This window comes from Clostridioides sp. ES-S-0054-01, assembly GCA_021561035.1.
In the GTDB taxonomy this organism is placed as follows: domain Bacteria; phylum Bacillota; class Clostridia; order Peptostreptococcales; family Peptostreptococcaceae; genus Clostridioides.
Map to the genome: position 1 here is coordinate 3,677,707 of CP067346.1, position 25,852 is coordinate 3,703,558.

Here is a 25,852-nt window from a genome sequence, read left to right on the forward strand (position 1 = left end):
TAAATACCTACATAGTATATAATATAGCATTTACTATTGCTGCTGCTAAATTACTACCACCTTTTCTACCTTTAGAAATTATATATGGTATATCTGTTTTTTCAACTTCATCTTTTGATTCTTGTGCTCCTACAAAGCCTACAGGAACTCCTATAACTGCATCTAAATCTAATTTACCTTCTAATTTCATCTCCATAACTTTATATAAAGCTGTTGGTGCATTTCCTAAAACAAATATTTTTCTTCCTTCTTCTTTAGCTGCAATTTCTACTGCTGCCATAGAACGAGTAATTCCTTTTTCTTTAGCTAGTTTTGCAGTTTCCTCATCTGCTACTAAACATTTATATTTACATCCCAATGATTCTAGTTTTCTTTTATTTATTCCACTAAGAGCCATATTTGTATCAGTATAAATACTCGCATTATTTTTTAATGCATCTATTATACTATCAACAGCTTCTTCTGATATTCTTAATATATCCAAGTAATCAAAATCTGCAGTAGTATGTATGGCTCTCTTTATTATTTTTTCTTCGATATTATTCTTAAATTTATAATCTGGTCTAATTTCATCTATTATTTCTTGTATCAATTCAAAACTTTTTTCTTCTATTTTCATAGGATTTTTTATGTATTCCATTCTATTTCCCCCTTAATTCCTCCATTTATTATGTTCATTGTATAAATTTTGTTATAGACAGAATTTATGTTAGATTCACATAAAGCATCTATCACCTTTTTATCATCCATAAACTTATCAATTAAAATACCTACTACAGTTCCACTGTGAGCAATATTTACTCCATATGCCCCATATTTTTTTGATACTTTTATTATTTCATTTAAGTATTCTTTTTTTTCTATATTCTCATTTGCTAAACTACTCAAGGTACAAGCCTCTCCAACTAAAGACAAATTATCATTTTTCAATCCTTCTTCTAAAATAGCAAATGACTTTTTTATGATTTCTTTATTTTCTATTTTTAACTTGTTATAATCTTCCCTCATCCTAATTTTCATAGTATTTAGTATTTTATTAGGTTCAAGTATTACAACTTTTGCATTGGTTAAATTTCCCAGGTATTTTATAACAGTTCCATTTAGAGGGTTAAATATACTATTTTTATCTATAAATATAGAATCTGTTGGTTCTATTTGTGCTGCTAATTTAGAAATCTCTTCACTACTCAACTCTTTATCTATCAATGATAACGTTGCCTTTATGGTAGCTCCTATGTCAGCAGTAGAACTGGCCATTCCTTTTCCAACAGGTATTTTACTATCTATATTCAAAGAAATATTTTTAGTATCTTTTTTAGGTAAATTAAACTTTTCAAATACCTTTTCTATTGCTAGTCTTGACTTATATCTACCTAAATTTATATCTTGTAATTTTTCTTCAATATACACCTTAGAATACATATCTATTGCATATGAGCATAGATATTCTTCATTATCAATTATTCCTTGTACAAATTCTCCACAAGATGCTGGGCATATTCCATAAGATTTCATTTTAATCACCTAATAAATTTTTGATATTTTCTATAAGAATTTTATTATCTTCGTGAGATTTTATAGCCACTCTTATAAAACTGTCGTCTAATCCTACAAAGTTAGATGCATCTCTAACCAATATATTTCCTTGGTTAAACAAATCTTTTTTTAATTGTCTAGCTGTTTTTTTATAAGTTCTTATCAGAATAAAATTAGTATCTGTATCATAGACCTTTATATTTCTTAAGTTTCTTAACTCTTGTAACATATATTTTCTTTCTTTTATGTAATACTCTTTACTATTTCTAATATACTCTTTATCTTCAAAAATAAAATTAGATAGTATGTCTGCAAAAGAGTTTATAGTCCAGGGTTCTTTGTGTTCATAAATTTTATCTATAATTTTAGCGTTACTTGTAAGACCATATCCCAACCTTAAACCAGGCATACCAAAAAATTTAGTCACTGCTTTAATTATAAATATATTTGCATTTGATTCTATATACTTTACCAAGCTATATTCACTTTCATCTTCAACAAATTCCATGAAGGTTTCATCAACTATTAACATCTTATCATGTTGACCTAATAGGTAAACAAGTTCCTTTAAATCTTGGACATTACCACTAGGATTGTTAGGATTACATATAAATAAGCTATCAAATTTTTCAATGTTATTTTTTATTATATCTATATCAAGTTTAAAATTATTTTCTAAATCTAATTCTAAATCTATAATGTCTAAATTATTTAACTCAGCACTTCTTCTATACTCTGAGAATGTAGGATTTATTATAGCCAATCTTTTTTTAATACTCTTCATAAGCAAATAAATTACTTCTGTTGCTCCATTTCCAGGTATTATAAAGTTTGGACTTATATCTATGTATTTTGATATATTTTCTCTCAAGTTTGTATAGTTTATATCTGGATAATTTCTACACTCCTCTAATCCTCTCAAAATGTATCTTTCTAAATCTGGTAATACATTTGGATTTATATTTGAACTAAAATCAATTATTTCTTTTGGGTCTTTCCCATATAATCTTGCCATTTCATCCACATTGGCACCATGCCCTAAATCCTTCATCTATGTCCCCCTTAAGTTAGCAAACAATAATTTATATAATTAAGTTAATTAAAATAATTCTACATAACACATATGCTAGTGTAAATACTAATATGGATACAAATGAAGATGCATACATAATTTTATTCGTTTTAATTATATCCTCTTTATCTATCTCCCTAAGCTTATCTCCTATTGTCGGCTTATATACTTTTTCACCAAAATAAACATTTGTACCTCCTAGCTGTATTCCTAAAGCACCAGATACTGCACCTTCTGAAAACGCACAATTTGGACTTTTATGATTCTTTCTATCTCTAATAGAAATTCTAAAACAATTCCTATAGTCATAACGTAAAAAGAAACTGCCAATTGTCATAAGAATAACAGATATTCTAGCTGGTATATAATTGGCTATATCATCAATCTTAGCAGAAGCAAAACCAATATCTTTATATTTTTCATTTTTATATCCAACAGTTGAATCTAATGTATTTACAGCTTTATATGCCATAGCAAGCGGTGCTCCTCCAATAAATGCATAAAACAGTGGTGCCATTATACCATCTACAGTATTTTCTGCAACAGTTTCTACAGTTGCTCTTATTATCTCAGGCTCACTTAAATTAGTAGTATCTCTACCTACTATGTAAGATAGCTGAACTCTAGATTTTTCTATATCTCCAGTTTTTAATACATTATAGATTTTTAATGCTTCATCTTTCAAACATTTTGTGGCTAGTGTTGTATAAATTATAAAACTATTTACTACAACACCTAATAATACATTAAAACTGAATAATTTCACTATAGCATAAGTCATTAGATATGTTGTTCCAACAGTTATAAACCATAATATAAATCCACCAAATTTTAACTGCCTATCATTTTTAGAGACTCTCCTTATTATACCTTGAGTAAAATTTATAAGTTTGCCAATAAATCTCACTGGATGAGGAAAAGAATATGGGTCTCCAACAATTAAGTCTGCCACATACCCTATATAAATAGATAAAATATTCATTTATTCATTTCCTTTATTTAAAAAATTTTCTATACAGTTTAAGTTATTATAAAAATGAGTGTGAAGATACGTAGCTAGAGTGTTTCCTTTACCATAACCGCCATCCCACTCTTCTACTATATTTCCGTCCCTTTCTTTTTTCATTGAATATGCACATTTTTCATCACTTTCAAATATTGAATGATGAAACTCATGTCCTTTAATAGATTCTCCTTTTTTAGATAAAAGAGTGTTTTCTTTAGCTACACCAATACAGTATCCAAATCTCTTTAAAGAAGATGTCATCTTACTAATTCCACTGAATATACCAACCATATTAAATTCTTGTTCTTCTTGATTCAGCAGTTTCTCACCTAGGTACATCAGTCCTCCACATTCTGCATAAATAGGTATATTATTGTTGTGTGCTTCTAGTATAGAGGCTCTCATTGACTCATTTGCTTCTAATTCTTTTCCAAATATCTCTGGAAAACCTCCTCCAATATAAATATAATCTGAATCTGGTACTGATGTATCTTCAAGAGGACTAAAATAGTTTATTTCTAATCCAAGTTCTTCTAAGAGCTCTATATTTTCTCTATAGTAAAAATTGAATGCTTTATCATATGCTATAGCTATTGATTTATTATTAGCATGCTCTTTTATTTTATTATTTTCTATCAAAGTTTGAAAATCAAAATCACTCTCAAATTCATCACTTTCCGATATTTCAATTATTCTATCAATATCTATGTAGTTTTCAATTTCATCTGCTAAAGTATAAAATTTTTCCCTTAGTGATTTCATTTCCACACTAGGAACTAATCCTAGATGTCTAGATTCTAAAGAGAATTTATCATTTGGAGGAAAGTACCCCAATACTTCAACATTACAATATTTTTCTATAGAACTCTTGATTATTTGATAATGACTATTAGTCTTTACATTATTTACTATGACACCTTGTATATTTACATCTTTATCTAGTTCCTTATATCCAAGTACCATAGCAGCACTAGATGCTGCCATAGATTTCCCATTTACAACTAATATAACAGGCGATTTTAATACCTTTGAAGTATGTGAACTTGTACAATTATCTAAATCTATTCCAAAACCATCATATAAACCCATGACACCTTCTATTACTGAAATATCTGCGTCTTTTGAGGACTTATTTACTATATACTTTATTTTTTCATCGTCTAACATATAGGAATCTAAATTTCTGGAATGTCTCCCAGTTATAAAAGTGTGATATGAAGGGTCTATATAGTCTGGCCCTACTTTATATGGCTGTACTTTCATATTTCTCTTAACTAAAGCTTGCATTATTCCTAATGATATTGTTGTTTTACCTACCCCACTACTAGTACCCGCAATTAAAATTTTTTTCATAATACACCTCCTACCTAAATTATAAATAAAAGTTATCCTTATTTCATAATCTCATATATTTTCTCTATATCTAAATGCTCCCTTAAAAAATCAGCCAACTTATCATACTCTTTATCCTTAAATTCATTAAAAGAGTTTACTTTGCTTTCTAATTCTCCTAATCCTTTTTTCTTTCTTATATTGTTTAAAATTGCTCTTGTAAAACTTATTTCATCAAATATTCCATGAAGATAAGTCCCAATTACATTCCCTTCTTTATTTACACTTCCTTCAGTATAACTCATTTCTTTATCAAGTTTTTTAGTTATCAAATCTAAGCTTCTTACATCATTACCTCGATTTGTAATACCCATATGAATTTCATAACCTTTTACTTTCTTACCCTTAAGGTCATTCATATATTCACTGCTACATTCAACAATAGTAGCCTCTACCTGTGTTGTAGTCTTTTCTTTCTCAAAAGTTGTTTCTGTATCTAAAAGACCTATTCCGTCAACTTCTTCAATTTCACTTTCAACATGATAAGGGTCTTTTAATTTTTTACCTAGCATTTGATATCCACCACATATACCAAATATCAATTTACCTTGGCTATGTAAATTTTTGATTTGTGATTCAAGACCACTTTTTCTTATATATGTTAAATCGTCTATAGTACTCTTAGTTCCAGGTATTATTACCATATCTGGATTTCCCAAAGATTCTCCGTAGTCTACATATCTGATACTTACATCTTCCTGTGTCTCAAATATATTAAAGTCTGTAAAATTTGACATATGTGGAGTTCTAATTATTTCTATGTTTATATCGCTTTGATTCATTTTTTTCTTAAATCTCGTAGTTACACTGTCTTCATCCTCTATTTTTATATCTGTATAAGGCACTACTCCTATGACAGGTACTTTTATTATGTCTTCTAGCATCTTTACACCATCTTGTAAAAGTTCTTTTTTCCCTCTAAATTTATTGATTATTACACCTTTTACTCTTCTTTTCTCATCTTCATTTAACAAAAGCATTGTACCTGCTAATGATGCAAATACGCCTCCTCTATCAATATCTCCGACTATTATTACAGGTGCATCAGCGATTTCTGCCATGCCCATATTAGAGATATCTCTATCTTTTAAATTTATCTCTGCATTACTTCCTGCACCTTCCATAACCACAATATCATACCTTGAATTCAAGCTATTAAAGGTTTCCTTCAATACATCTACTAACTCTAGTTTGTAATCATGATATTCAGAAGAAGGCATTTCTCCTACTACTCTCCCTCTTACAATAACTTGACTTTTATTATTTCCAGAAGGCTTTAGTAAAACTGGATTCATATCAGCTATTGGCTCTATTTTTGCAGCCTCTGCTTGAAATACCTGTGCTCTTCCCATTTCTAAACCTTCTTTAGTTATAAAAGAATTTAAAGCCATATTTTGTGACTTAAAAGGAGCAACAGTATAACCATCTTGTTTAAATATTCTACACAACCCTGCTACTAAGATACTTTTACCTACATTTGACGCTGTTCCTTGTAGCATTATTTTTTTCCCCACTCTTCATACCTCCTTGTTAAAATTTACTAAAAATTAAATTAAAAAAAGCCCTAATACTTCTAAAGATAGGACTTTTATATATATTAATTAAAAATCTTTCACCCCGAAGACCTCTTGTTTTAAATTAAATTAGGCAGGTATCCTGGCTTAACTTCATCCTACTTCTATAACCTTCCCATCAAATTGACAGTGGTATTTATAGTTTCGTTGGTTTCACAGTAGCGGGGGCTGCAAAGGCATCTAACCTTTTTCCCTTTTAACATCTAATTAAGAACCTAATTTTAATCTAATATTCTATTTTCATTACTAATTTTACAGGTATATTGCAAACACATATTGTAATTTTTAGTTTTGATTAAATTATATAAAGTCTGTAAAATTCATTTTATCTATTACAGCAAATCCACTATCAACTTCTAAAACCGTAATAGATGCATTATCAATTTTAAAATTCCAATGATATTTATAACTACCAGAAATTAAATGTGTTATTATATTTCTTATCGTTCCTGCATGAGAACATATAAGTATTGTTTTTGTATCTGAATTACTATCACTTTCTAAAATTATATTATCAATTTCTTTTGCCACTCTTTTGTAAGAGTCTATCAAACTTTCTCCATTTGGATATCTATAGTTGTTGCCTTCTTTTATCATTTTTTCAAACTCATCTGGATATTTGGTTTTAATTTCTTCAAAAGTTATTCCTTCAAAGTCTCCAAAACTAATTTCTCTTAAAGTTTCTTTTTCTTCTATTTCTAATAATTTCAATTTTGATATTTTTTCTATTGTATGTTTAGTACGTGTAGATGGTGTTGTATAAATCTTGTCTATGTCTTCATTACTCAAATATCTAGTAATTTTATTTATTTGGAGCTTACCCTCTTCACTAATACAACTATTTATATGACCTGATAATTTTCCCTTTTTATTATCATTTGTCAATGCATGTCTTATTAATATTAATCTTATCACATTATCACCACTTTTTAGTTTAAAAAAACATAAAAATTAACAAATATATGTAAATCAAATATACAAGCTCTGAAAGTTCTATTCCACAGCCTAATATATCTCCTGTTACTCCATCAATTTTTTTATAAATATGTTTTTTGAATAATATTATAAATACAAAAACTACTATAGCTGAACTTAGTACTTTAATCAACACTATATTAGGTAATAAGAATATAAATTTAATAATAAGAGCAACTATCAATAATGTGTATATTATAGCAGTTATTAACATACTTGTAGTTAATTTTCCTATAAATAAATTTCCCATTCCTTTTTTTCTTGGTGTCACAGTTTTATATGTCAATAACATTACTCCTAGCCTTGCAATCATTGGCATAAAAATTATAACCCACAATGAATCATTACTTATTATATTGTAGATGAATCCAATCTTTAATAAAAGTACAAACATAATCGCTAAAAGTGAATTTGTACCTAATCTTGAATCTTTCATTATTTCAAGCATTTTTTCTTTGTCTCTATAACTATATATTGCATCAAATGTATCTCCTAATCCATCTATATGAAGTCCTCCAGTAATTAAGACACCAGCTAGAGTTATTATTATAGAAGCTATAAATGGTTCAAATAAAAGCATAGAAATCCATCCTACTAAATAGGATAATATACCTATCACAAAACCTACAAGTGGAAAATATACTATTGATTTATAAAATTCATCATCAAATCCTACATTTAATTTTATAGGTATCCTTGTCAAAAACTGTAGTATTAAAATAAATCTTTTCATAATCACATACTACTCCTTTATTTTCATAGGTATGCCACTAACTACAAAATAAACTTCATTACTTTTTGATGCTATATATTGATTTATGCGACCTACAACATCAGCATATATCCTACTAAGTTTATTCCCAGGAACAATTCCCATACCTAATTCATTCGTCACAAATACAAAGTATAGATTTGTTTTTTCTATTTCTTTAATAAGTTTGATAACTTGTTCTTTTATATACTCTTCTAATTTATTTATTTCTTCTTGAGTAGAGTCTTCTATATTTAGATTGTACTTAAACATTAGATTATTTACTAATAATGTTACACAATCTAGTATAACAGTTTCATGTTCTTTACATATCTCTTCAATTATGGAATATATATCTTCATATATTTCATAGGTATTCCAGTTTCTAGGTCTATTCTCTTGATGCTTTTTTACTCTATCTTTCATTTCATCATCAAATGGAATAGAAGTTGCTATATAAGCTGTATTATTATTTCTGTCCATACATAGTTTTTCTGCAAAGTTGCTCTTCCCTGACCTAGCTCCTCCTGTTACTAGAATAATTTTACTCATCAAAACACTCCTACATATTAAATTTTTATATTTATCTTCCCATATCAATTTCATCAAAAGTTGCCATATTTTTGTAAGTATAATTTGAAGCTTCTATTATATTAAACGCTAAAGCAGCTCCACTTCCCTCACCTAATCTCATATCCATATTTAATAGAGGGTCTAATTTCAATATGTCTAATGCTCTTTTAGTTCCTGATTCTGCTGACAAATGAGATGCTATCATATATTCTCTAGTTTTTGGATTTATCTTATATGCAATTAATGCTGCTGCATAAGAAATAAATCCATCAATTACTACTGGAATTCTATTAGCACTACAACCTAATATAACGCCTGCCATTGAGCCTATTTCAAATCCTCCTACTTTAGATAAAATATCTACTCCATCAGTTGGATTTGGATTATTAATTTCAATAGCCTTTCTAATTACTTCAGCCTTATGTTTCAGTCTCTCTTTCTTAAGACCTGCACCTATACCAGTAACCTCTAATGGGTCACACCCTGAAATTACAGATATTATTGCTGTACTTGGAGTAGTATTTGCTATACCCATCTCCCCAATACCAATAACCTTATAATCTTTTTCTATACACTGTTCTGCTATTTCAATACCTATCTCTAAGCATCTAATAGCTTCTTCTTTACTCATAGCTGGTCCTTTTGCCATATTTGATGTTCCTTTTCTTATCTTGTAATCCAATACTCCATCCAGTTTTTCATCACAGTTTATTCCTACATCTACAGCTACAACATCTGCCCCTACAAATTTACTTATTACTCCAACTCCACATAGACCTTTCGAAAAATTTGGAAATTGTAGTTTTGTTATATTTTGAGGGTCAGGTGCTACTCCTTCTTCATATACACCGTGGTCTCCAGCAAAAGCTATTATAACCTTTTTACTTGTCTCAAAATTTTCATTGCCAAATATTCCTGCTAATTGCATGCAAATATCTTCTATCTTTCCTAAGCTTCCAGTTGGATGTATAAGCCTGTCCAATCTCTGCTTTGTTTTTTCAATAGAAGAATTATCTAGAGAATATATGTTTTTTGATATACTTTCTAATAAACTCATTTTTTATCCTCCTAACATTTTTTTATTTTTTTAATTATCTTTTTAGATAAAAAATACTCCTATTTTCTAAAAATTTCAACTTTTTATTTTTATTTTTACATACATACAAAAATTATTCTACATTTTATCTGTATTTCCTTTATTTTCTATTATCAATTTGCATACAATAAGATGATTTTTGTAAAAATATATTTAAAAGAACTTTAAGGAGATGATATTGTGGATGATTTTTCTAAATTAAAAAATTTGTATGAAGATGGATATAGATGTATTTACCATGATTGTGTCGATAATAATTATACTATCTATCTTAAGAATTTTTATACGGAAGGTTCAGAAACTATCGAGTTAAGTAGTGAATCAGATTTCTCACAATTTAAAGATTATATAGATGGACTTAGAATGTCTTAATTATTATGAAACCCATTAAAATAGGGAGTTTAATAACTCCCTATTTTGAAGTCACAATTTTTTTTATAAGCTTTAAAAGTTCGTCTCTATTTACTTCTCTTTGATTTTTTCTGTCTTTATACTCTTGAAAGTTAACAACTTTTGTATTTGGTTTTTCCATAAACTCACTTCCCATTTAACATTATTAACTTATCTTAATATAATATTTTATTCTATACAATTTATCTATTTCCTTCTATTTATAATACAAAATTTCTTAAATAATCCCAAATTTTCAAAACAAAATTTTCAAAATACACTAAAATCTACCTTTTAAATATAATATCAAATAAAATTTAATAATCCTTATACTTTATAGTATAATATACTCATAAAATATAATAAAGGAGATTTTAAATGAATATATTACAAAATGAAAATTTAATTATCGAATCAAACAGTTCTGGTGCTGAACTCACTAAAATATTTTCTAAAAAATCTAATAAAAATATTCTTTGGGATGGCAATAAAAAATATTGGGGTAGACAATCACCTATATTATTCCCTATAGTAGGTAAACTTTTTGATAATGAAACTATAATAGAAAAAAATCTATACAGTATGACTCAGCATGGATTTGCTAGAGATATGGACTTTGAGGTTATAGATAAAGGAAACACATTCATATCTTATAAATTAACAGACAATGAATCTACTTTAAAAAAGTATCCATATTCTTTTGAACTAATCATAAACTATACATTAAATGATAACAGTATAAAGGTAGAATGGATTGTTAAAAATACTGACTCTAAAGATATATTCTTTTCTATAGGTGGACATCCTGCATTCAATCTTCCTTTTTTTGAACAAAATGATTTTTCTAAATATTATCTTGAATTTAAAAAAAGAAATGATGTGGAAAAAATTAATTTAAATGGCTCTTTTACTAATGATATAACATTTATTGGAGATTTAAAAAATTTACAGTTAAGCCCAGAGTTATTTAAAAATGATGCTTTGATATACACTAACATAGATGAAGTATCTATATGTAATAATGATAGTAGCAAATATATAACTCTATCTATGAAAGATTTCCCTCTAGTTGGCATTTGGACCCCTTATTATAGTGAAACTAATTCTACTGCTCCATTTTTATGTATAGAACCTTGGTATGGTCTTGCTGATAGTATACATTCTAATAAAATTTATAAAGATAAGAAATTCATTAATAAACTGAGTAAAGGAAAAATTTTTAATGCTTCTTACAGTATAAATATACATTAAATAAAATTCAGTTTCATGTGTTACCAAAGTAATAAAATATTTTTATATAAGTTAGTATAAGAATATGAAATAGTATTATTTAATATTCCTTAATCAAAAAATATTGCTGGAATATAGTCTAAAAATATTTATGTGTATTATTTAAATAGAAATTCATTTTCTAAGTGATGATTAGGTATTTATTGATAAGGTTATGATTTCAAAAATCATAGCCTTATTTTCATAAATATCCATAGTTGTTAAGTATAATGATTTGTACAAAGAATAATATGAAGGGAAAATAGACTTTGATTTTGTAATCTTTCTTAATAATCTATTGTAACTTTTCGTTGAATTTGTAGTATATATCAATGTTCTTATCTCTTGAGGATATTTAAAATATATTGCTAGTTCATTCCAATTACTTTGCTAACTTCTTAATGCTATCGCATATTATCTTTGTTTATGACTTCATTTCAATAGACTATTGTAATTAGGTGAATACCAATATGCGTTGAAATACTTTAGCTTTACTCTTTATTTTACATGTTGAAATTTATAGAAAAATAAGATATCATTATATTTAACAGAATATTCAATGAATTAAGGATAAGATATGTATAAAATTATGAACTTAATTAAAAATACATCGGTATAACTTAAATACATCTATTTTGTTATTTTATAAAATATATAAATTTTATGGTTAAATCAAAGTTATTTTAATAATTATAAGTACTTAATTAATTTACTATTTTCTAAATAGTTGAAAATAATATGTATCTCTTCCTTCCTAATTAATTCAACATTAATATAAGATTTATTATATTATCTAGTTCTCATGGCTGTATCTACAAATATTAAAAAAGGAAATCTATCATGAATTCAAACAAATTACCTGAACCACTAAAAAAACAAATCACACATATTATCATCATTAATGTTATTCAATTTATAGGTATGTTATCATTATTTGAAATATATGGAATGAAACAGTTAATATTTATTCCATGGACGATTATGTTTCTATTATCAACATACACAAGAATTTTAGTATTAAAAAATAGAAAAAAAGGAGATGTAAAAAATAATGAGAAACAAAGTAGATAAGTTCTTAGAGATAATATCTGTAGCCTTAGTAAGTAATTAATATTTAATATATCCAGTTATGTTTATGCAAGCTCAAATATGGATGACCTATAGCTCTAGAATCAAGTTCCATATACATGTGTTTCCCTTTCTTAGAATATTTACACATATTGCAACATTTTTAAAAGTATATTATAGTAAACTAATAGAATTATTTAGGCGTACCAACAGGAGAATATGGATTTGATGCCTGTGCAATTGGCTTCCCTACAACATCTGTAACTAAGGAAGGTAGAACTGTTCCCCATCCATCAATAAAATGGATATAACAAATAATATAATAGGTGACATGTTATTTTCCAAGTGAATCTATACAATAAAAAGGCTTATAAATTATAAGTCCTTTTATTGAGTAAAGTTAAATTCTCCAATAAATTTTTTTATATTTCACTTTTATTAAACATAAAAAGTGTGCATTTTCCTTTATATAGTGATATTTAATATTTTAATTATCACCACTTTTTAGAAGAACACACACTTTATTTTAACGACCACTGTAATGCAAAGTTCCAGTAATATTTACTAACTAAATAATATGCTCTTATATAAACCCATAAACATCTTATTCTCTATAATTTAACAATACATGCTTGTATAAGTTTTTTTAATTCTATTTAGAGCCTCATTTAATGTTTCTTTAGGACATCCTATATTAAGACGGATAAATCCATCTCCATCTTTTACAAAATAACTTCCAACTACCATAGTTAAATTTGCATGTCTAAAAAATGTTTTAGCTTCTTCTTCGTTTTCAAAAACTTCTCTCACATCTATCCAAGCTAGAAAAGAAGAATCAGACTTCATAACCTTTGCTTTTGGTATATATCTTTCAAAGAAGTCATAAACTATTTCAAAATTATTTTCTACATAATTGTTCATCTCATCTAGCCATTTTTCACTTTCATTGTACGCTGCAACAATTGCTGGTATTGCAAATACATTTGGAGAAGTTATTGAATTACTTTTTAGTCTTTCTAACAAAGTTTCTCTAACTTTTAAATCTCTTATTAATACATAAGAGGTTTTTAGTCCACCTAAGTTAAATCCTTTATTAGGAGATACACATATTATACTATTTTTATAAATTTCTGGATGTGCATTCCATAAAGATACAAATCTATAACCTTTAAATACTACATCTCTATGAATTTCATCACTTACCAAAAGTACATTATACTTTAAACATAACTCTGATACTTGATACAGTTCTTCTTTTGTCCATATGCGACCTGATGGATTTTGTGGACTACAGAATATAAATAATTTTATATTTTCGTATTTCATTTGTTTTTCTATATCTTCTAAATCTAAATAATACCTATTATTCTCTAACTTTAAGGAACTACAACATAACTTTCTATTATTGTTTACTACAGCTTCTGCAAAAGGGTCATAGGCAGGTGTATTTATCAATACACCTTCTCCTTCTTTAGTGTATGCTTGGACTATATAATGAAGCGTTGAAACAGTACCAAAAGTCAACTTTATCCATTCTTTTTCTACATATATATCAAATCTTCTTTTATTCCAATTTATAATAGCATCATAGAAGTCATCTCCTATAAAAGTATAACTATAATCTCCTACTGATGCTCTTTTTAAGATAGATTCTCTTATAGCAGGAGCACATTCAAAATCAATATCAGCTAAATCCATAGGAATTGCATCTTCATTTAAGCCGAACTTTTCTTTAATTACATGATTGCTCCATTTCCTACAATTCCCTTCTTTGCGATTTAATACTTTGTCAAAATTATATTTCATAATTTTACTCTCCTAATATTATAAAATCTTTTGATGTCTCATTGATTGGGACACCTTTCCCATCTATTATAACAATGTCATCCTCTATCCTAACTCCCCCTATATTTGGAATGTAAATTCCTGGCTCACAGGACATTACCATACCCTCTGTTAATATATCATCACTATTTGGGTTTAGGGTAGGAACCTCACCATCTCCAAGACCTATACCATGACCCAATCCATGATTAAAATATTCACCAAATCCATGTTTATCTATAATTTCTCTAGCTACTTTGTCAACATCTCTGGCCTTAACTCCTTCTTTTATTGACTCTATTGCAGATAATTGTGCTTCTAATACTACATCATATATCTCTTGAATAATTTCAGGAGGTTTACCTATAGATATTGTACGAGTCATATCCGATTGATACCCCTGATAAACAACACCAAAATCTATTGTTATAGCTTCATTCGTTTTCAGTTTTTTGTTTGTAGGTCTTCCATGTGGCATTGCCCCTCTTTCTCCTGATACCACTATTGTTTCAAAAGACATACCACTTGCACCTTTTTTCAATGCATGATACTGAATTAGAGCTGATACTTCTAGTTCAGTCATATCTTTTTTAATCTCAGAAATAACCTCACTAAATACCTCATCTGTAATCTCACAAGCCTTTTTAATAAGTTCAATCTCTTCTTTAGATTTTATAGCCCTTAACTTCCACAATTCATTGGTTATTAAATTGATTTCAAAACCTGCATTTTTTAGCAAAATATACTCTTGTATACTCATAGCTTGATTTTCTATTGCCAACTTGCCTATATTCAGTTCTCTTAATAACTCAATTATATTTGGTATATAAGAACCTTGAGATACAACTCTTTTTATGAAACCAGTCGTTTTTTTATCTGCTTCATCAGTATATCTACCATCTAGAATTTGATAATTTTTATCTTTAGTAACAAGTACATACACACCACTACCTGATAGTGCCCCTAGATATCTCTTAGTATTTTTAGCTTTAATCAAAAGAGCGTCAACACCTCTTTTATGAATTAAGTCTACTAGTCTCTCTATTTTATTATTCATAGCAAAATATTAAAAGTCCAGCCCTAAGTCGTCTAATAAGTCTTCTTCTTCTTTAGAGAATATATTCTTTGTTTCTTCTTTTTGTTTTTTATTGTTTTGTTGACGTTCCATTATTTTAAAGAATGGCCAATATAACAAGACTGCTAATACTAATTGCAATGCATTTGCTAATATAGAATGCCAATCTCCATTAGTTAAAAACCCTTCTAGGAATACTCCTACATATGGAGGGTCAAATACTGGTTTTGCTAACCATCCCCAGTGCATAAAAAACATTGGTAATGTACCTATTATAGCTCCACCAAATACATGTGGTATAAACATTATTGGATTTAATATTATCGGTGCACCAAATAATATTGGTTCATTTATTCCAAATAATGCAGGGAATAATGATACACGTCCAATCTTCTTATAAGAGGCATTTTTTGATAACATACATGCAATTACACAGCCTATACTGATTCCACAACCTGTAAATCCAAAGAATGCACTTGAAGCTCCTGCTGTAAAGAAATGAGGTATTGTTTCGCCAGCTTGCATAGCTGCTATATTTTCAGCTATAAATGTAATCATTATAGGTCTAGTTATAGGGCTAAATACTGATGAATGTATTCCAAAAAAGAATATAGTACATATAGCAAAGTTAAGTGCAAGAACTGACCACGGATTATCCATACTACCTACTAATGGAGATAAAAATTGAGTAAGTATCTGTGGAGGTAATTCTCCAAACACCTTTAATGAAACAAAACGAGCAACTATAAAAGTTCCACAAACTATTATAGTAGTTGGTATTAATTCAAAAGACCTAGATACAAAATCAGGTACATTTTCTGGCATTTTTATTGTGATATTCTTCTTACTACAAAAATTATATAACTCTACAGAACCAAGCCCTGCTATCATACCTGTAAATAACCCTTTAGCTCCTAAATTTCCTATTTCTAATGCACCATCTGGTGTGAATGATGCTACTAGGAATAGAAAAGAAAAAGTTGATAGTGCAACACAACCTGGTATATATAACTTATAATAATTACCTAGATTGAAAGCAATACACATACAAGCATATAATCCTATCAAACCTATGGAAAGACTTACTGGCAAATCTAGTATTGCTGAATTATTCAATATAAATTTGCTTATTGAGTTATTTTCTCCAAGCATATTTGGAAGTGCTGGAAGTATTGCAAATATACTTCCTAATATTGTGAATGGTGTCATAGCTACCATACCAGCCTTTATAGAACCAAGATGACGCTGATTGTCAACCTTGTGAGCTAAAGGCATAAATACTCTATTCATAAACGCTTCAAATTTTGAAAACATATTTAATCCCCCTTTTCCCTCAATCTTCTTATTATCCTTGAGCTAATTGATGTTTCTTGTAAGTTATTAATGCTAACTTCATAACTGTAGCTCCATCCATTTTTCCATAAACATCTTTATCTATTACTGCAAAAGGTTTATTTTTTGGCTCTAATATTCCTTTTAAGAAATCTATTTTGTGAGCTATTTGAGGACCTATAAGTACTATATCCCAATCATCAACCTCACTTTCTATTGAATCTGCTGGTATAGCTGTAAATTCAAAATCTTTTTCATTAAGTTTAGTACTTTCTTTTACTACCTTCTTCATATTTTGCATTAGCATATTAGTAGAAAATCCACCTGCACAACATAATAATATTTTCATAATAATTCCTCCTAAAATTTGTATTTTTTATTATCTTTTGAAAGCATTTAAAACTTTCTAAAAGAAAATTTATGTAAATAATTTATTTATACACTCCAACTACTTATCAAAACAATCTATCAAAGCCTCTATCAAGTCTTTAGCTAGTTGAGAAGTCATATAATGGTCTTGGGCATGTACCATTAAAAGACTCATTGCTGGACTTTCAACATCCTCATTTAAATCTTGAGTTATTAATTCTGTCTGTATTCTGTGAGCTTCAATATCTATTTTACGAGCCTCCTCTATTAACAACTTTGCTCCTTTAAAATCTTTTGCCTTAACTTTTTTTAAAGCCTCAAAAGCTTTTGATTTACTTTCTCCTGCAGTTGATATAAGCTCCATTATTTGTACTTCTGTTGACATTTTCCTATTCTCCTTTAAATAAAATTTCTTATATGTTTATATTTTTCTTCATCAAAATTTAAAATTAACTGTGTATATAATCTTATAATGGCATCCAAATCTTTATTACTTACTATCGAAAATGCACAATGACCATATCTAACTGGTACACAAGTTACTACACAAGGTTTCCCTTCATTTACAAGATGTGCTTCTCCTCCATCAGTCCCACCTGATTCAAACATATCATGTTGAAGTAGTATGTTGTTTTCATCAGCAATTTCTATTACATAATCTATCATTTTCCTACTAGGGACTAGAGTCCTATCTCTATGCATTAGCATTATACCTTTATCGATTTGCTTCTGATTTGTATAGTCTCTTACAAACTCATTCTTAGCACATGCTACATCTATTACAAATACTATATCGGGATTTATTAATTGCGTTGCTGTCTTTGCTCCCCTTATTCCAACCTCTTCACTACTTGTAGCTGCAAAGTGAACATTACAATTTAGATTCTTCTTATCTAACTCTTTTAAAACCTCTCCAATCACAAAGCATCCTATCCTATCATCAAAAGCTTTTCCCACTAATCGGTCTGAAAGAGTAAATTCTTCAAAGTTTGTTGTATAGGTCACCATATCCCCAACATGAATCCCTAAATTGTATACCTCTTCTTCTGTATATGCTCCAATATCTGCATATATATTTTCGGCTTTACCATCATTATATGTAGCATTTATGATAGCAGGTATTTTTTTCCCTTCTCGTGTTGTAATTCTAATTTTTTGAACAAACTGTGCAAGGGGCTTTACTCCTCCTATTGTTATTAGGTGAATCATACCAAGTTTATCTATACTTCTCACCATAAATCCAACTTCATCCATATGAGCACAAATCATTACATTTGGTGCATTTTCATCTTTTATCTTGGAAAAGATTATACTCCCTAGCCCATCACATATAACTTTATCACTATAAGCTCTTAGCTCTTTTAATAAAACTTGTCTAACCTCCTCTTCATTAGAAGCTATACCATCTGCCTCTGATAATCTCTTAAAAAATTCTATATTCATGTCTAACCTCCCAGGTAGATTTTTAACTTATACATAAACTCTTCATAGGATTGCGATTTATTTAGCATATCTACCATATCCTTATCTGCCATAATCTTACTTAAATATTTAGATATTTGTTTATGAAGCTCTAAATTTCCCTTTATTAATGAAATCATGAAAATAATCTTTGGCACCCTATTTTCATAACTAATATCAGTTTGTATTAAAGACACTGATATAATATTTTTATTACCTGTCATTTCAATTGGATGGGGTATCGCTACACCATTTGTATAAATAGTACTCAAATAGCTCTCTCTTTCCCACACATCTTTAGGATACGTTGGAGAACAAGCTCCTTCATCAACTATGCATTGTGACATGCTATCAATGACATCCTTATATTTGAGTTTCTCTTTTATACATCTAAAGTGATTCTTATCAAACAGACCTAATATATATTGCTTTGGACTTGATATATTTCCTATATGGTCTGCAAATCTAACACTTTCTTTAATATCCAAATAATCTAGCTCATCTAAAATTTCATTTATAAGTATAACTGGGGCATTTATTTCAAATAAAAGACTTGTTATTGAAAAAATCAAATCTGGTGTAAATTCTACTACAGCTTTTTCTTCTAGTAATGAAAAATTTTTTATATCAGCATTTGGAAATATTTCTTTAAGTCTTAAATTTATCAAAAATGCACTACCTCCACCAGAAGAGCATATTATTGCTATCTTATATTTTTTATTAAAATTAGCCTCTTCTCTCTTTTCAAAAGGAACAGCAATATGAGTAGCTATAAAACCTATTTCATCTTGACTTATTTTTATATGATACTCATCTTCTATGATTTTTGAAAATTGAATAGATAAATTAAAAACAGTTGGATACTGTTGACTTATCTTAACTGAAAAAGGATTTATTATCTTGTGATTCTTCTTTATACGTTCTATTAAACATGCAATATGTAAATAAAATAAATTAAGAAACTCTTTATCCTCCAAAAAATTAGAGTTATACTTTTTATCTATATCTCTAAAAAATTTACACATTATATCTTGAAGTTTATTTTTATCTATATTCTTTATAGTGGCTTTCTTATCTTTAGTCCTTAATTTTATAAGTTGCTTTAAGTAATACTTTTCATCATGAGAAAGATTATATTTTTTATCTCTAAAAATTTTATCTAATAAGTCATCTATAATTAAATCTTCTGTATATAATTCTAAATCATTAGCATCTCTTGCTACTCTCATACTAACTCTTATATACAATATAATAATTTGTGCTAATATTTCCTCAAGCTCTGTTAAGTTAACTTCTAAGTTATGTTTATTAAGAACATTTTTTATTGTGCTTCTGATATTATCTAATTTAAAACTATCTATAAACTTATTTCTGTACTCTGTTATATTTCTATTACCTTTAAAATAATTATCCACTAATATACTTTGGATTTCTTTTACAGAACCTTCTATTTTAATTCCATAATGAGCCTTTCGTTCCAATTTTAATTCTGTATCCTTTATCTTTTCATCTATCTTTTTCAAATCATTTTTTATTTGAGATGAACTTACTAAAAATTTTTTACTTAACTGTTCTATAGTTTTATAACCTTCATTTATTAAAAGTTCTACTATTATAGACTCTAACCGTTGTTCTGGATTTTCAACTAAATCTGAGGGTAAGTTTTTTAGGTAATGCTCGAATTTATCTTGGTCTTTAATATTTAGAATATATCCCAATTTAGACTTATATTCTAATTTGAAACCATTACATTCTTTTATAGTTTCTATCTTTTTTATTTCATTTCTGATAGTTCGAGTAGATACCCCCAACTTATCTGCAAAATAATCTATATTTAGATAACCACTACTATTTTTCAATGTCTCAAGAATAATGCGTTCTCTCATATCCCCACCTCCCTCAGTATTATTATCTTTTTCAAAGTAGTATAATAAACAAAAATATTTTCTTATAAAAATTAAACTCTTTATTTGTATTTATCGAAATTTATATCCTAGTACATTTTAACACTAAAATTTAAGATATATATTTCATAATAATAAAATATATAGTTCAATTTTTATTATATTTTAATTATATATGTAATACTTTATCAATAAAAGCTGATATTTTTCATCAATTAAATGAAAAAAATACACCATTATACCTATAATTGATATAAAATTTTCATATAATAAATATCCTAAACTTATAAAAAATAAATTTAGGATATTTTATTTTTTATGCCTTATTTACAGACCCACATACTCTAATCTTTTCTTTTACAAAATCCTTTACTGATTGAAGTCCTGCTAATCCATATTTCTTAGGGTCTATAACTTCAGAATCCTTACTTAAAACTTTTTTAACTCCATTACTGTATGCAATTCTTAATTCAGTTGCATAGTTAACTTTTGCTATTCCTCTTTTTATAGCCTCTTTTATAATATCATCACGTATTCCTGAACCTCCATGTAATACCAAAGGTATTGAAACTACCTTTTTAATTTCTGATAGTCTATCTAAATCTATTTTAGGTTCACCTTTATACAATCCATGCGCTGTACCTATAGCTACAGCTAACGAAGATACTCCTGTTCTATTGACAAACTCTTTTGCCTCTTTTGGATTTGTATAATCATTACTATCTCCACCATCTAAATCATCTTCTTTCCCACCAACTTTTCCAAGTTCTGCTTCCACTGGTATAAGAGACGGGCTACATGCTTTTACTACTGATTTAGATAGAGATATATTATTTTCAAAACTTTCATGAGAACCATCTATCATTATTGATGTATAACCATTTCTCAAAGCTTTCATTGCAAGGTCAAAACTTGAACCATGGTCTAGATGCATTGCTACAGGTATATTTACTCTTTCTGCAGCAACCTTTGCGTTTGCTAGATAATAATCAAGACCTGCATACTTTACAGTTGATGGAGTAGTTTGTAATATAACTGGAGAATTTAACTCCTCAGCAGCTTCTATAACAGCAATTACCATTTCCATATTTTCCACATTAAATGCTCCTACTGCATATTTTTCATCTTGTGCATTTTTAAGCATAGATGTTGTTGTTACTAATGCCACATTGATACCCCCCAAATGATTTAATTATAATGTTTTAATAAATACTTTTAGTATTCATATATTGTTACACCTTTTACTACTCTATTTACTGTTCCCGTAGCTGATGGTGTGTCTGGCTTATTTTCAACTTTTATAGATACAAATAATGCTATAGTTTGTGCAAATAATATGTATGGCATTGCAAGATACACATCTGGTAATTTATTGTATTTTCCTTCAAACTCAAACTTTGTCCCTGAGAAATTATTTTCATCTTCTACTGACACTGAGCAAGAAAGTTTAGCAATTTTATCTCTTTTTATCTCTTCTAAAACATCTAAATCATATTTTCGTGTATATGAACAATTAGATACAAATTCAAATACAAGTGTCTTTTCATCAATAAATGATTTTGGACCATGTCTAAATCCCATAGGAGAATCATATACTGTAGCTATTTTCCCTGCTGTAAGTTCTAAAAGTTTTAGTTGTGCTTCTTGTGTCAAACCACCCAATCCTCCTGAACCTAAATATACAACTCTATCAAAATCTTTATTTATTAACTCATGTATTTCATCTTTTCTATCTATAACACTTCTTCCCATTTCAATTATTGCATTTATATATGACTTTTCTATATCATCTTCTAAACTATCAAATATTAACATAGCAGATAACATCATACATGAAAAACTTCCTGTCATAGCAAAACCTTTATCATTTGATTTTGATGGCATTAATAACAAGTAATTATTTTCATCATTTTTAGTCATTTTAGCCAGTTCTCCTTCTGGATTACAAGTTATAGCTAAATGATAAAAATTATCTACAATCTGATTTCCTAAATTTAGGGCAGCTAAACTTTCAGGGCTATTTCCACTTCTTGCAAACGAAACTAATAACGTTGGTACATCTTTTTTTAAGTAATCATATGGATTAGAAACTATATCTGTAGTAGGTATTGTTTCAAATATGTATTTTCTTATGTCATTTTTATTTTTAAGATAAGGAAGTATTGAGTTTCCTATATAAGCTGAAGTTCCAGCACCTGTAAATATAACTCTAAACTGACCGTGATTATTACTTATTGTATCTATAAATTGGTTCAATTTTTCCTTATTGGATTTATATATTTCATAAGTTTCTAACCATAATTCAGGTTGTTGTTTTATTTCGTTAGTCGTTATTATTGCACCTAAATCTTTTAGTTTTTGTTCTTCTAGTTTAAACATTTTCATTCCCCTTTCATACTTATAACATTTAATTTTGGTAATGAGGTTATAACCACTTTTTAGTGTAAAAAAATATGCTTTTTTATATTTTTTTAATAAGACTTTTTATTACTACTAAAACTAATTTTTAAATATACTCTATAGATTTTGATTACTGTTATAGGTTATTTTTAGTTTATTTTAAAAAATTTAATAGAATTATATTATAGACGTTTTGGCATTTTTATTTTATGATAAAAATTTATTTAAACCAAAGTGGTAATTACCACTAATCCAAATATAAATTAATTTGAATTTTTTGTCAATACATAAAATATTTATATCAATCAATTTTATAGGTATTTTTTAAAATTACTTTATCAATTATCTTTATTTCACCATTGATTTACCTGTATAAACTTCGTATTTATTTTTTTGACACAAAGTTTACAAATTTATCTGTCTGAATTATAATCAGTTCTATAAATATAAAAAATACTGGGAGAAACTATTATGAAAAATATAAAAATAGGTATGATAGGTCTTGGCTCTATAGCTCAAAAGGCATATTTACCTGTCTTAACAAAATCTGAGAAATTTGAATTTGTAGGAGCTTTTACTCCAAATAAAGCCAAAAGAGAAAAAATCTGTAGTGATTATAGACTCACACCATTTGATTCTATTGAATCTTTAGCTAAAAAGTGTGATTGTATTTTTCTACATAGCTCTACAGAAACACACTACGAAATTATAAAGATATTATTAAGTTTAGGTATTCACATATATGTAGATAAACCGCTTGCTTCAACAGTAGAGCAAGGAGAAGAGCTTATCGAATTAAGTATGAAAAAAAACCTAAATTTAATGGTTGGATTTAACCGTAGATTCTGTCCTATGTACAAAGAAATTAAAAGGAATGCCACAGAAATTGTATCTATCAATATATGTAAACATGGATTAAATTCTCTAAGAAATGTTGGATTTGACAGTACACTTATAGATGACTATATACATGTTATTGATACTGCTTTATGGTTAGCAGATAGTGATGTCAAAATTGCTGGAGAGGATTTATTTTTAACAGACAATAAGAATCTAATATTTGTAAGTCATAAGCTTAAAGGTAAAAACTTTTCCATAAATACCTCTATGCATAGAAATTCTGGAACAAAATTAGAACAAGTTGAAATTCTTTCAAAAGGTAAGATTCAAAGAGTTAAGAACCTTAATATACTGGAAATAGAGGAGAATGGAAATCTAACTTCAAAACAAAGTGGTGCATGGGTAAATATATTAAAACAAAAAGGCTTCGAGGATATAACAAATCATTTCATTGATTGCCTAGAAAATAATATAAAACCAGCAATTAGTGGAGAAGAGTGTGTTAAAGCTCAAAGATTACTAGAGAAAATTATAGGTTCAGTAAAATAGATATTTATTATAAAAATGTGGGGGTCTCAAAATTAACTTTTTAGTTCATGAGACACTCTTTTTTGTATGAAATCAAATATATTTTCAGCATTTCAACAATGAAAAAGATACTTACTCTCTATTTTGAGACATCCCCATTTTTATATAAGACTCTGCTTTTTATATATCAAATTATATTACATTCACATTAAACTTATTATATTCACATTAAATCTATTCAACTTAACTTCGTTACTTCAACTAAATTCTGATACTTCTCAACTTCTTCTAAACATACAAATCCAGTTTCCATATTTAGGGCATTGCTTATGCCACAAGCATTTGCAAATTTAAGTAAATTTTCTATTTTATAACCCCTTAAAATACCTACACTAAATCCAGCTATAGTGCTATCTCCACTACCTACAGTATTTACACATTTTACATGTGGTACTTTCACATCATATACACTATCTCTACTTAAATAAACCATTCCATCCTTTCCTAAAGATATACATACATTTTCTGCCCCCATTTCAAGAAGTTTTTTTCCTGATAATATAATTTCCTCCCTTGACTCTATATTAATCCCTAATAAACTTCTTATTTCATCTATATTTGGCTTTATTAAATATGGTTGCGACTTTAAAGCTACTTTTAAAGCATCTCCTGATGTATCTAATATAAATTTTATATTATTTTCTCTACATAAATTACCTAACTTTTTATAATAGTCTGTTGGCATATTTTCACAATAACTACCAGATGCCACTAATATTTTAGTATTTTTTATTACTTCATCTATGTCATTTTCAAACCTCTCTAAATCGCTTTTTTCCACCCTCGGTCCCTTTTCTAAAAATTCTGTACTCATTTTATTGTCTTCGATTATATTTAGACAATTTCTAGTTTCCTGCTTTATATCTGTAAATTTATTTTGTATATCTAATTTTTTAAGTTCATTTTGTATGAATTTTCCATTGAAACCCCCTAAAAATCCCATAGCTAAAGGACTTTCTTTTAAAATTTTACATACTTTGGCTACATTTAATCCTTTGCCTCCAGCAGTTGCATTTGTCCTTACTACCCTTTGCACCTCACCTATATTTATACTATTTACTCTATACATTCTATCTATGGATGGGTTGAATGTTATTATTGTAATCATACTAGATTCTCCTCATTATTAATTTTTTATTTTTATAAATAATAAATTAATATGTAAAAATATAAAAGCCTCGTCTATAATACATCTTAAGTGGTTATTACCAATTTGAATATAAATTATTTCACTCTTTTTGTCAATGCATCATAATTTTGAAATAAATTAATAGTATTACTTATTTGATTTTGATTAAACTTTACTCATTGACAGAAATAATTGTATATTTTATAATCAAATTGTGGTTATAACCAC

The 25,852-nt window shown here is 27.9% G+C and carries 24 protein-coding genes, 1 pseudogene and 1 riboswitch; of the genes and pseudogenes, 4 read left to right on the forward strand and 21 right to left on the reverse strand.

Going from position 1 to position 25,852, the window contains the following annotated elements; genetic code table 11:
* Window positions 1–7 precede the first annotated feature (7 nt).
* The 10 genes from JJC02_16720 to cobT all read right to left on the reverse strand — a co-directional run bounded on the left by JJC02_16720 (window position 8) and on the right by cobT (window position 9,936).
* Window positions 8–640: a cobalt-precorrin-8 methylmutase gene (locus tag JJC02_16720; GenBank protein ID UDN54483.1), complete on the reverse strand. Its 633-nt coding sequence runs from the start codon at window positions 638–640 to the stop codon at window positions 8–10.
* A complete protein-coding gene (locus JJC02_16725) occupies window positions 628–1,515 on the reverse strand; it encodes a cobalamin biosynthesis protein (GenBank protein ID UDN54484.1) in 888 nt (295 codons plus the stop codon). The genes JJC02_16720 and JJC02_16725 overlap by 13 nt, the downstream gene beginning before the upstream one ends.
* A 1-nt stretch (window position 1,516) precedes the next feature.
* Window positions 1,517–2,587: an aminotransferase class I/II-fold pyridoxal phosphate-dependent enzyme gene (locus JJC02_16730; GenBank protein UDN54485.1), complete on the reverse strand. Its 1,071-nt coding sequence runs from the start codon at window positions 2,585–2,587 to the stop codon at window positions 1,517–1,519.
* 31 nt (window positions 2,588–2,618) lie between these two features.
* Window positions 2,619–3,590: a cobalamin biosynthesis protein gene (locus JJC02_16735; GenBank protein UDN54486.1), complete on the reverse strand. Its 972-nt coding sequence runs from the start codon at window positions 3,588–3,590 to the stop codon at window positions 2,619–2,621.
* On the reverse strand, window positions 3,591–4,967 hold the full coding sequence (locus JJC02_16740; GenBank protein UDN54487.1) for a cobyrinate a,c-diamide synthase: 1,377 nt from the start codon (window positions 4,965–4,967) through the stop codon (window positions 3,591–3,593). It abuts the gene before it with no gap.
* 38 nt (window positions 4,968–5,005) lie between these two features.
* The gene (locus JJC02_16745; protein ID UDN56450.1) at window positions 5,006–6,505 is read right to left on the reverse strand and encodes a cobyric acid synthase; all 1,500 of its coding nucleotides are present in this window, start codon (window positions 6,503–6,505) and stop codon (window positions 5,006–5,008) included.
* A gap of 129 nt (window positions 6,506–6,634) precedes the next feature.
* Window positions 6,635–6,814, reverse strand: a riboswitch (cobalamin riboswitch).
* A 66-nt stretch (window positions 6,815–6,880) separates the two neighbouring features.
* Window positions 6,881–7,495, reverse strand: a complete 615-nt coding sequence (locus tag JJC02_16750; protein UDN54488.1) for a histidine phosphatase family protein — start codon at window positions 7,493–7,495, stop codon at window positions 6,881–6,883.
* A gap of 19 nt (window positions 7,496–7,514) precedes the next feature.
* The gene (cobS, locus tag JJC02_16755) at window positions 7,515–8,288 is read right to left on the reverse strand and encodes an adenosylcobinamide-GDP ribazoletransferase (protein ID UDN54489.1); all 774 of its coding nucleotides are present in this window, start codon (window positions 8,286–8,288) and stop codon (window positions 7,515–7,517) included.
* 9 nt (window positions 8,289–8,297) lie between these two features.
* A complete protein-coding gene (gene cobU / locus JJC02_16760) occupies window positions 8,298–8,858 on the reverse strand; it encodes a bifunctional adenosylcobinamide kinase/adenosylcobinamide-phosphate guanylyltransferase (GenBank protein UDN54490.1) in 561 nt (186 codons plus the stop codon).
* Between the two features lie 31 nt (window positions 8,859–8,889).
* Window positions 8,890–9,936 (reverse strand): nicotinate-nucleotide--dimethylbenzimidazole phosphoribosyltransferase, encoded by a 1,047-nt coding sequence (cobT, locus tag JJC02_16765; protein UDN54491.1) that lies wholly within the window; start codon window positions 9,934–9,936, stop codon window positions 8,890–8,892.
* 219 nt (window positions 9,937–10,155) lie between these two features.
* On the opposite strand from cobT, the gene JJC02_16770 reads away from it, so the two are divergent.
* Window positions 10,156–10,347, forward strand: a complete 192-nt coding sequence (locus JJC02_16770) for a hypothetical protein (GenBank protein UDN54492.1) — start codon at window positions 10,156–10,158, stop codon at window positions 10,345–10,347.
* A 396-nt stretch (window positions 10,348–10,743) separates the two neighbouring features.
* Window positions 10,744–11,616: an aldose 1-epimerase family protein gene (locus tag JJC02_16775; GenBank protein ID UDN54493.1), complete on the forward strand. Its 873-nt coding sequence runs from the start codon at window positions 10,744–10,746 to the stop codon at window positions 11,614–11,616.
* Window positions 11,617–11,787: 171 nt separating this feature from the next.
* On the opposite strand, the pseudogene JJC02_16780 reads toward JJC02_16775, so the two are convergent.
* A pseudogene (locus tag JJC02_16780) lies at window positions 11,788–12,048 on the reverse strand (transposase).
* Window positions 12,049–12,474: 426 nt separating this feature from the next.
* On the opposite strand from JJC02_16780, the gene JJC02_16785 reads away from it, so the two are divergent.
* Window positions 12,475–12,705, forward strand: coding sequence for a hypothetical protein (locus JJC02_16785; GenBank protein ID UDN54494.1), 231 nt, complete (start codon window positions 12,475–12,477; stop codon window positions 12,703–12,705).
* Window positions 12,706–13,320: 615 nt separating this feature from the next.
* Here the strand turns inward: JJC02_16785 and JJC02_16790 are convergent.
* From JJC02_16790 to JJC02_16830, 9 genes are all read right to left on the reverse strand, one after another.
* Window positions 13,321–14,508 (reverse strand): pyridoxal phosphate-dependent aminotransferase, encoded by a 1,188-nt coding sequence (locus JJC02_16790; protein ID UDN54495.1) that lies wholly within the window; start codon window positions 14,506–14,508, stop codon window positions 13,321–13,323.
* 4 nt (window positions 14,509–14,512) lie between these two features.
* Window positions 14,513–15,583, reverse strand: coding sequence for an aminopeptidase P family protein (locus JJC02_16795; GenBank protein ID UDN54496.1), 1,071 nt, complete (start codon window positions 15,581–15,583; stop codon window positions 14,513–14,515).
* A gap of 9 nt (window positions 15,584–15,592) precedes the next feature.
* Window positions 15,593–16,915 (reverse strand): PTS sugar transporter subunit IIC, encoded by a 1,323-nt coding sequence (locus JJC02_16800; protein UDN54497.1) that lies wholly within the window; start codon window positions 16,913–16,915, stop codon window positions 15,593–15,595.
* 31 nt (window positions 16,916–16,946) lie between these two features.
* Window positions 16,947–17,282, reverse strand: coding sequence for a PTS sugar transporter subunit IIB (locus JJC02_16805; protein UDN54498.1), 336 nt, complete (start codon window positions 17,280–17,282; stop codon window positions 16,947–16,949).
* 99 nt (window positions 17,283–17,381) lie between these two features.
* On the reverse strand, window positions 17,382–17,687 hold the full coding sequence (locus JJC02_16810) for a PTS lactose/cellobiose transporter subunit IIA (GenBank protein UDN54499.1): 306 nt from the start codon (window positions 17,685–17,687) through the stop codon (window positions 17,382–17,384).
* 14 nt (window positions 17,688–17,701) lie between these two features.
* Window positions 17,702–18,745 (reverse strand): aminopeptidase, encoded by a 1,044-nt coding sequence (ypdE, locus tag JJC02_16815; protein UDN54500.1) that lies wholly within the window; start codon window positions 18,743–18,745, stop codon window positions 17,702–17,704.
* 2 nt (window positions 18,746–18,747) lie between these two features.
* A complete protein-coding gene (locus tag JJC02_16820; GenBank protein ID UDN54501.1) occupies window positions 18,748–20,649 on the reverse strand; it encodes a transcription antiterminator in 1,902 nt (633 codons plus the stop codon).
* 334 nt (window positions 20,650–20,983) lie between these two features.
* Entirely contained in the window at window positions 20,984–21,835 is an 852-nt protein-coding gene (gatY, locus tag JJC02_16825; GenBank protein ID UDN54502.1) for a tagatose-bisphosphate aldolase subunit GatY, read from the reverse strand.
* Window positions 21,836–21,882: 47 nt separating this feature from the next.
* Entirely contained in the window at window positions 21,883–23,052 is a 1,170-nt protein-coding gene (locus tag JJC02_16830; GenBank protein UDN54503.1) for an SIS domain-containing protein, read from the reverse strand.
* 486 nt (window positions 23,053–23,538) lie between these two features.
* Between JJC02_16830 and JJC02_16835 the strand changes: the two genes are divergently transcribed.
* The gene (locus JJC02_16835; protein ID UDN54504.1) at window positions 23,539–24,456 is read left to right on the forward strand and encodes a Gfo/Idh/MocA family oxidoreductase; all 918 of its coding nucleotides are present in this window, start codon (window positions 23,539–23,541) and stop codon (window positions 24,454–24,456) included.
* A gap of 217 nt (window positions 24,457–24,673) precedes the next feature.
* Here the strand turns inward: JJC02_16835 and pfkB are convergent, their stop codons facing one another.
* A complete protein-coding gene (pfkB, locus tag JJC02_16840; GenBank protein UDN54505.1) occupies window positions 24,674–25,603 on the reverse strand; it encodes a 1-phosphofructokinase in 930 nt (309 codons plus the stop codon).
* Window positions 25,604–25,852: the final 249 nt, after the last annotated feature.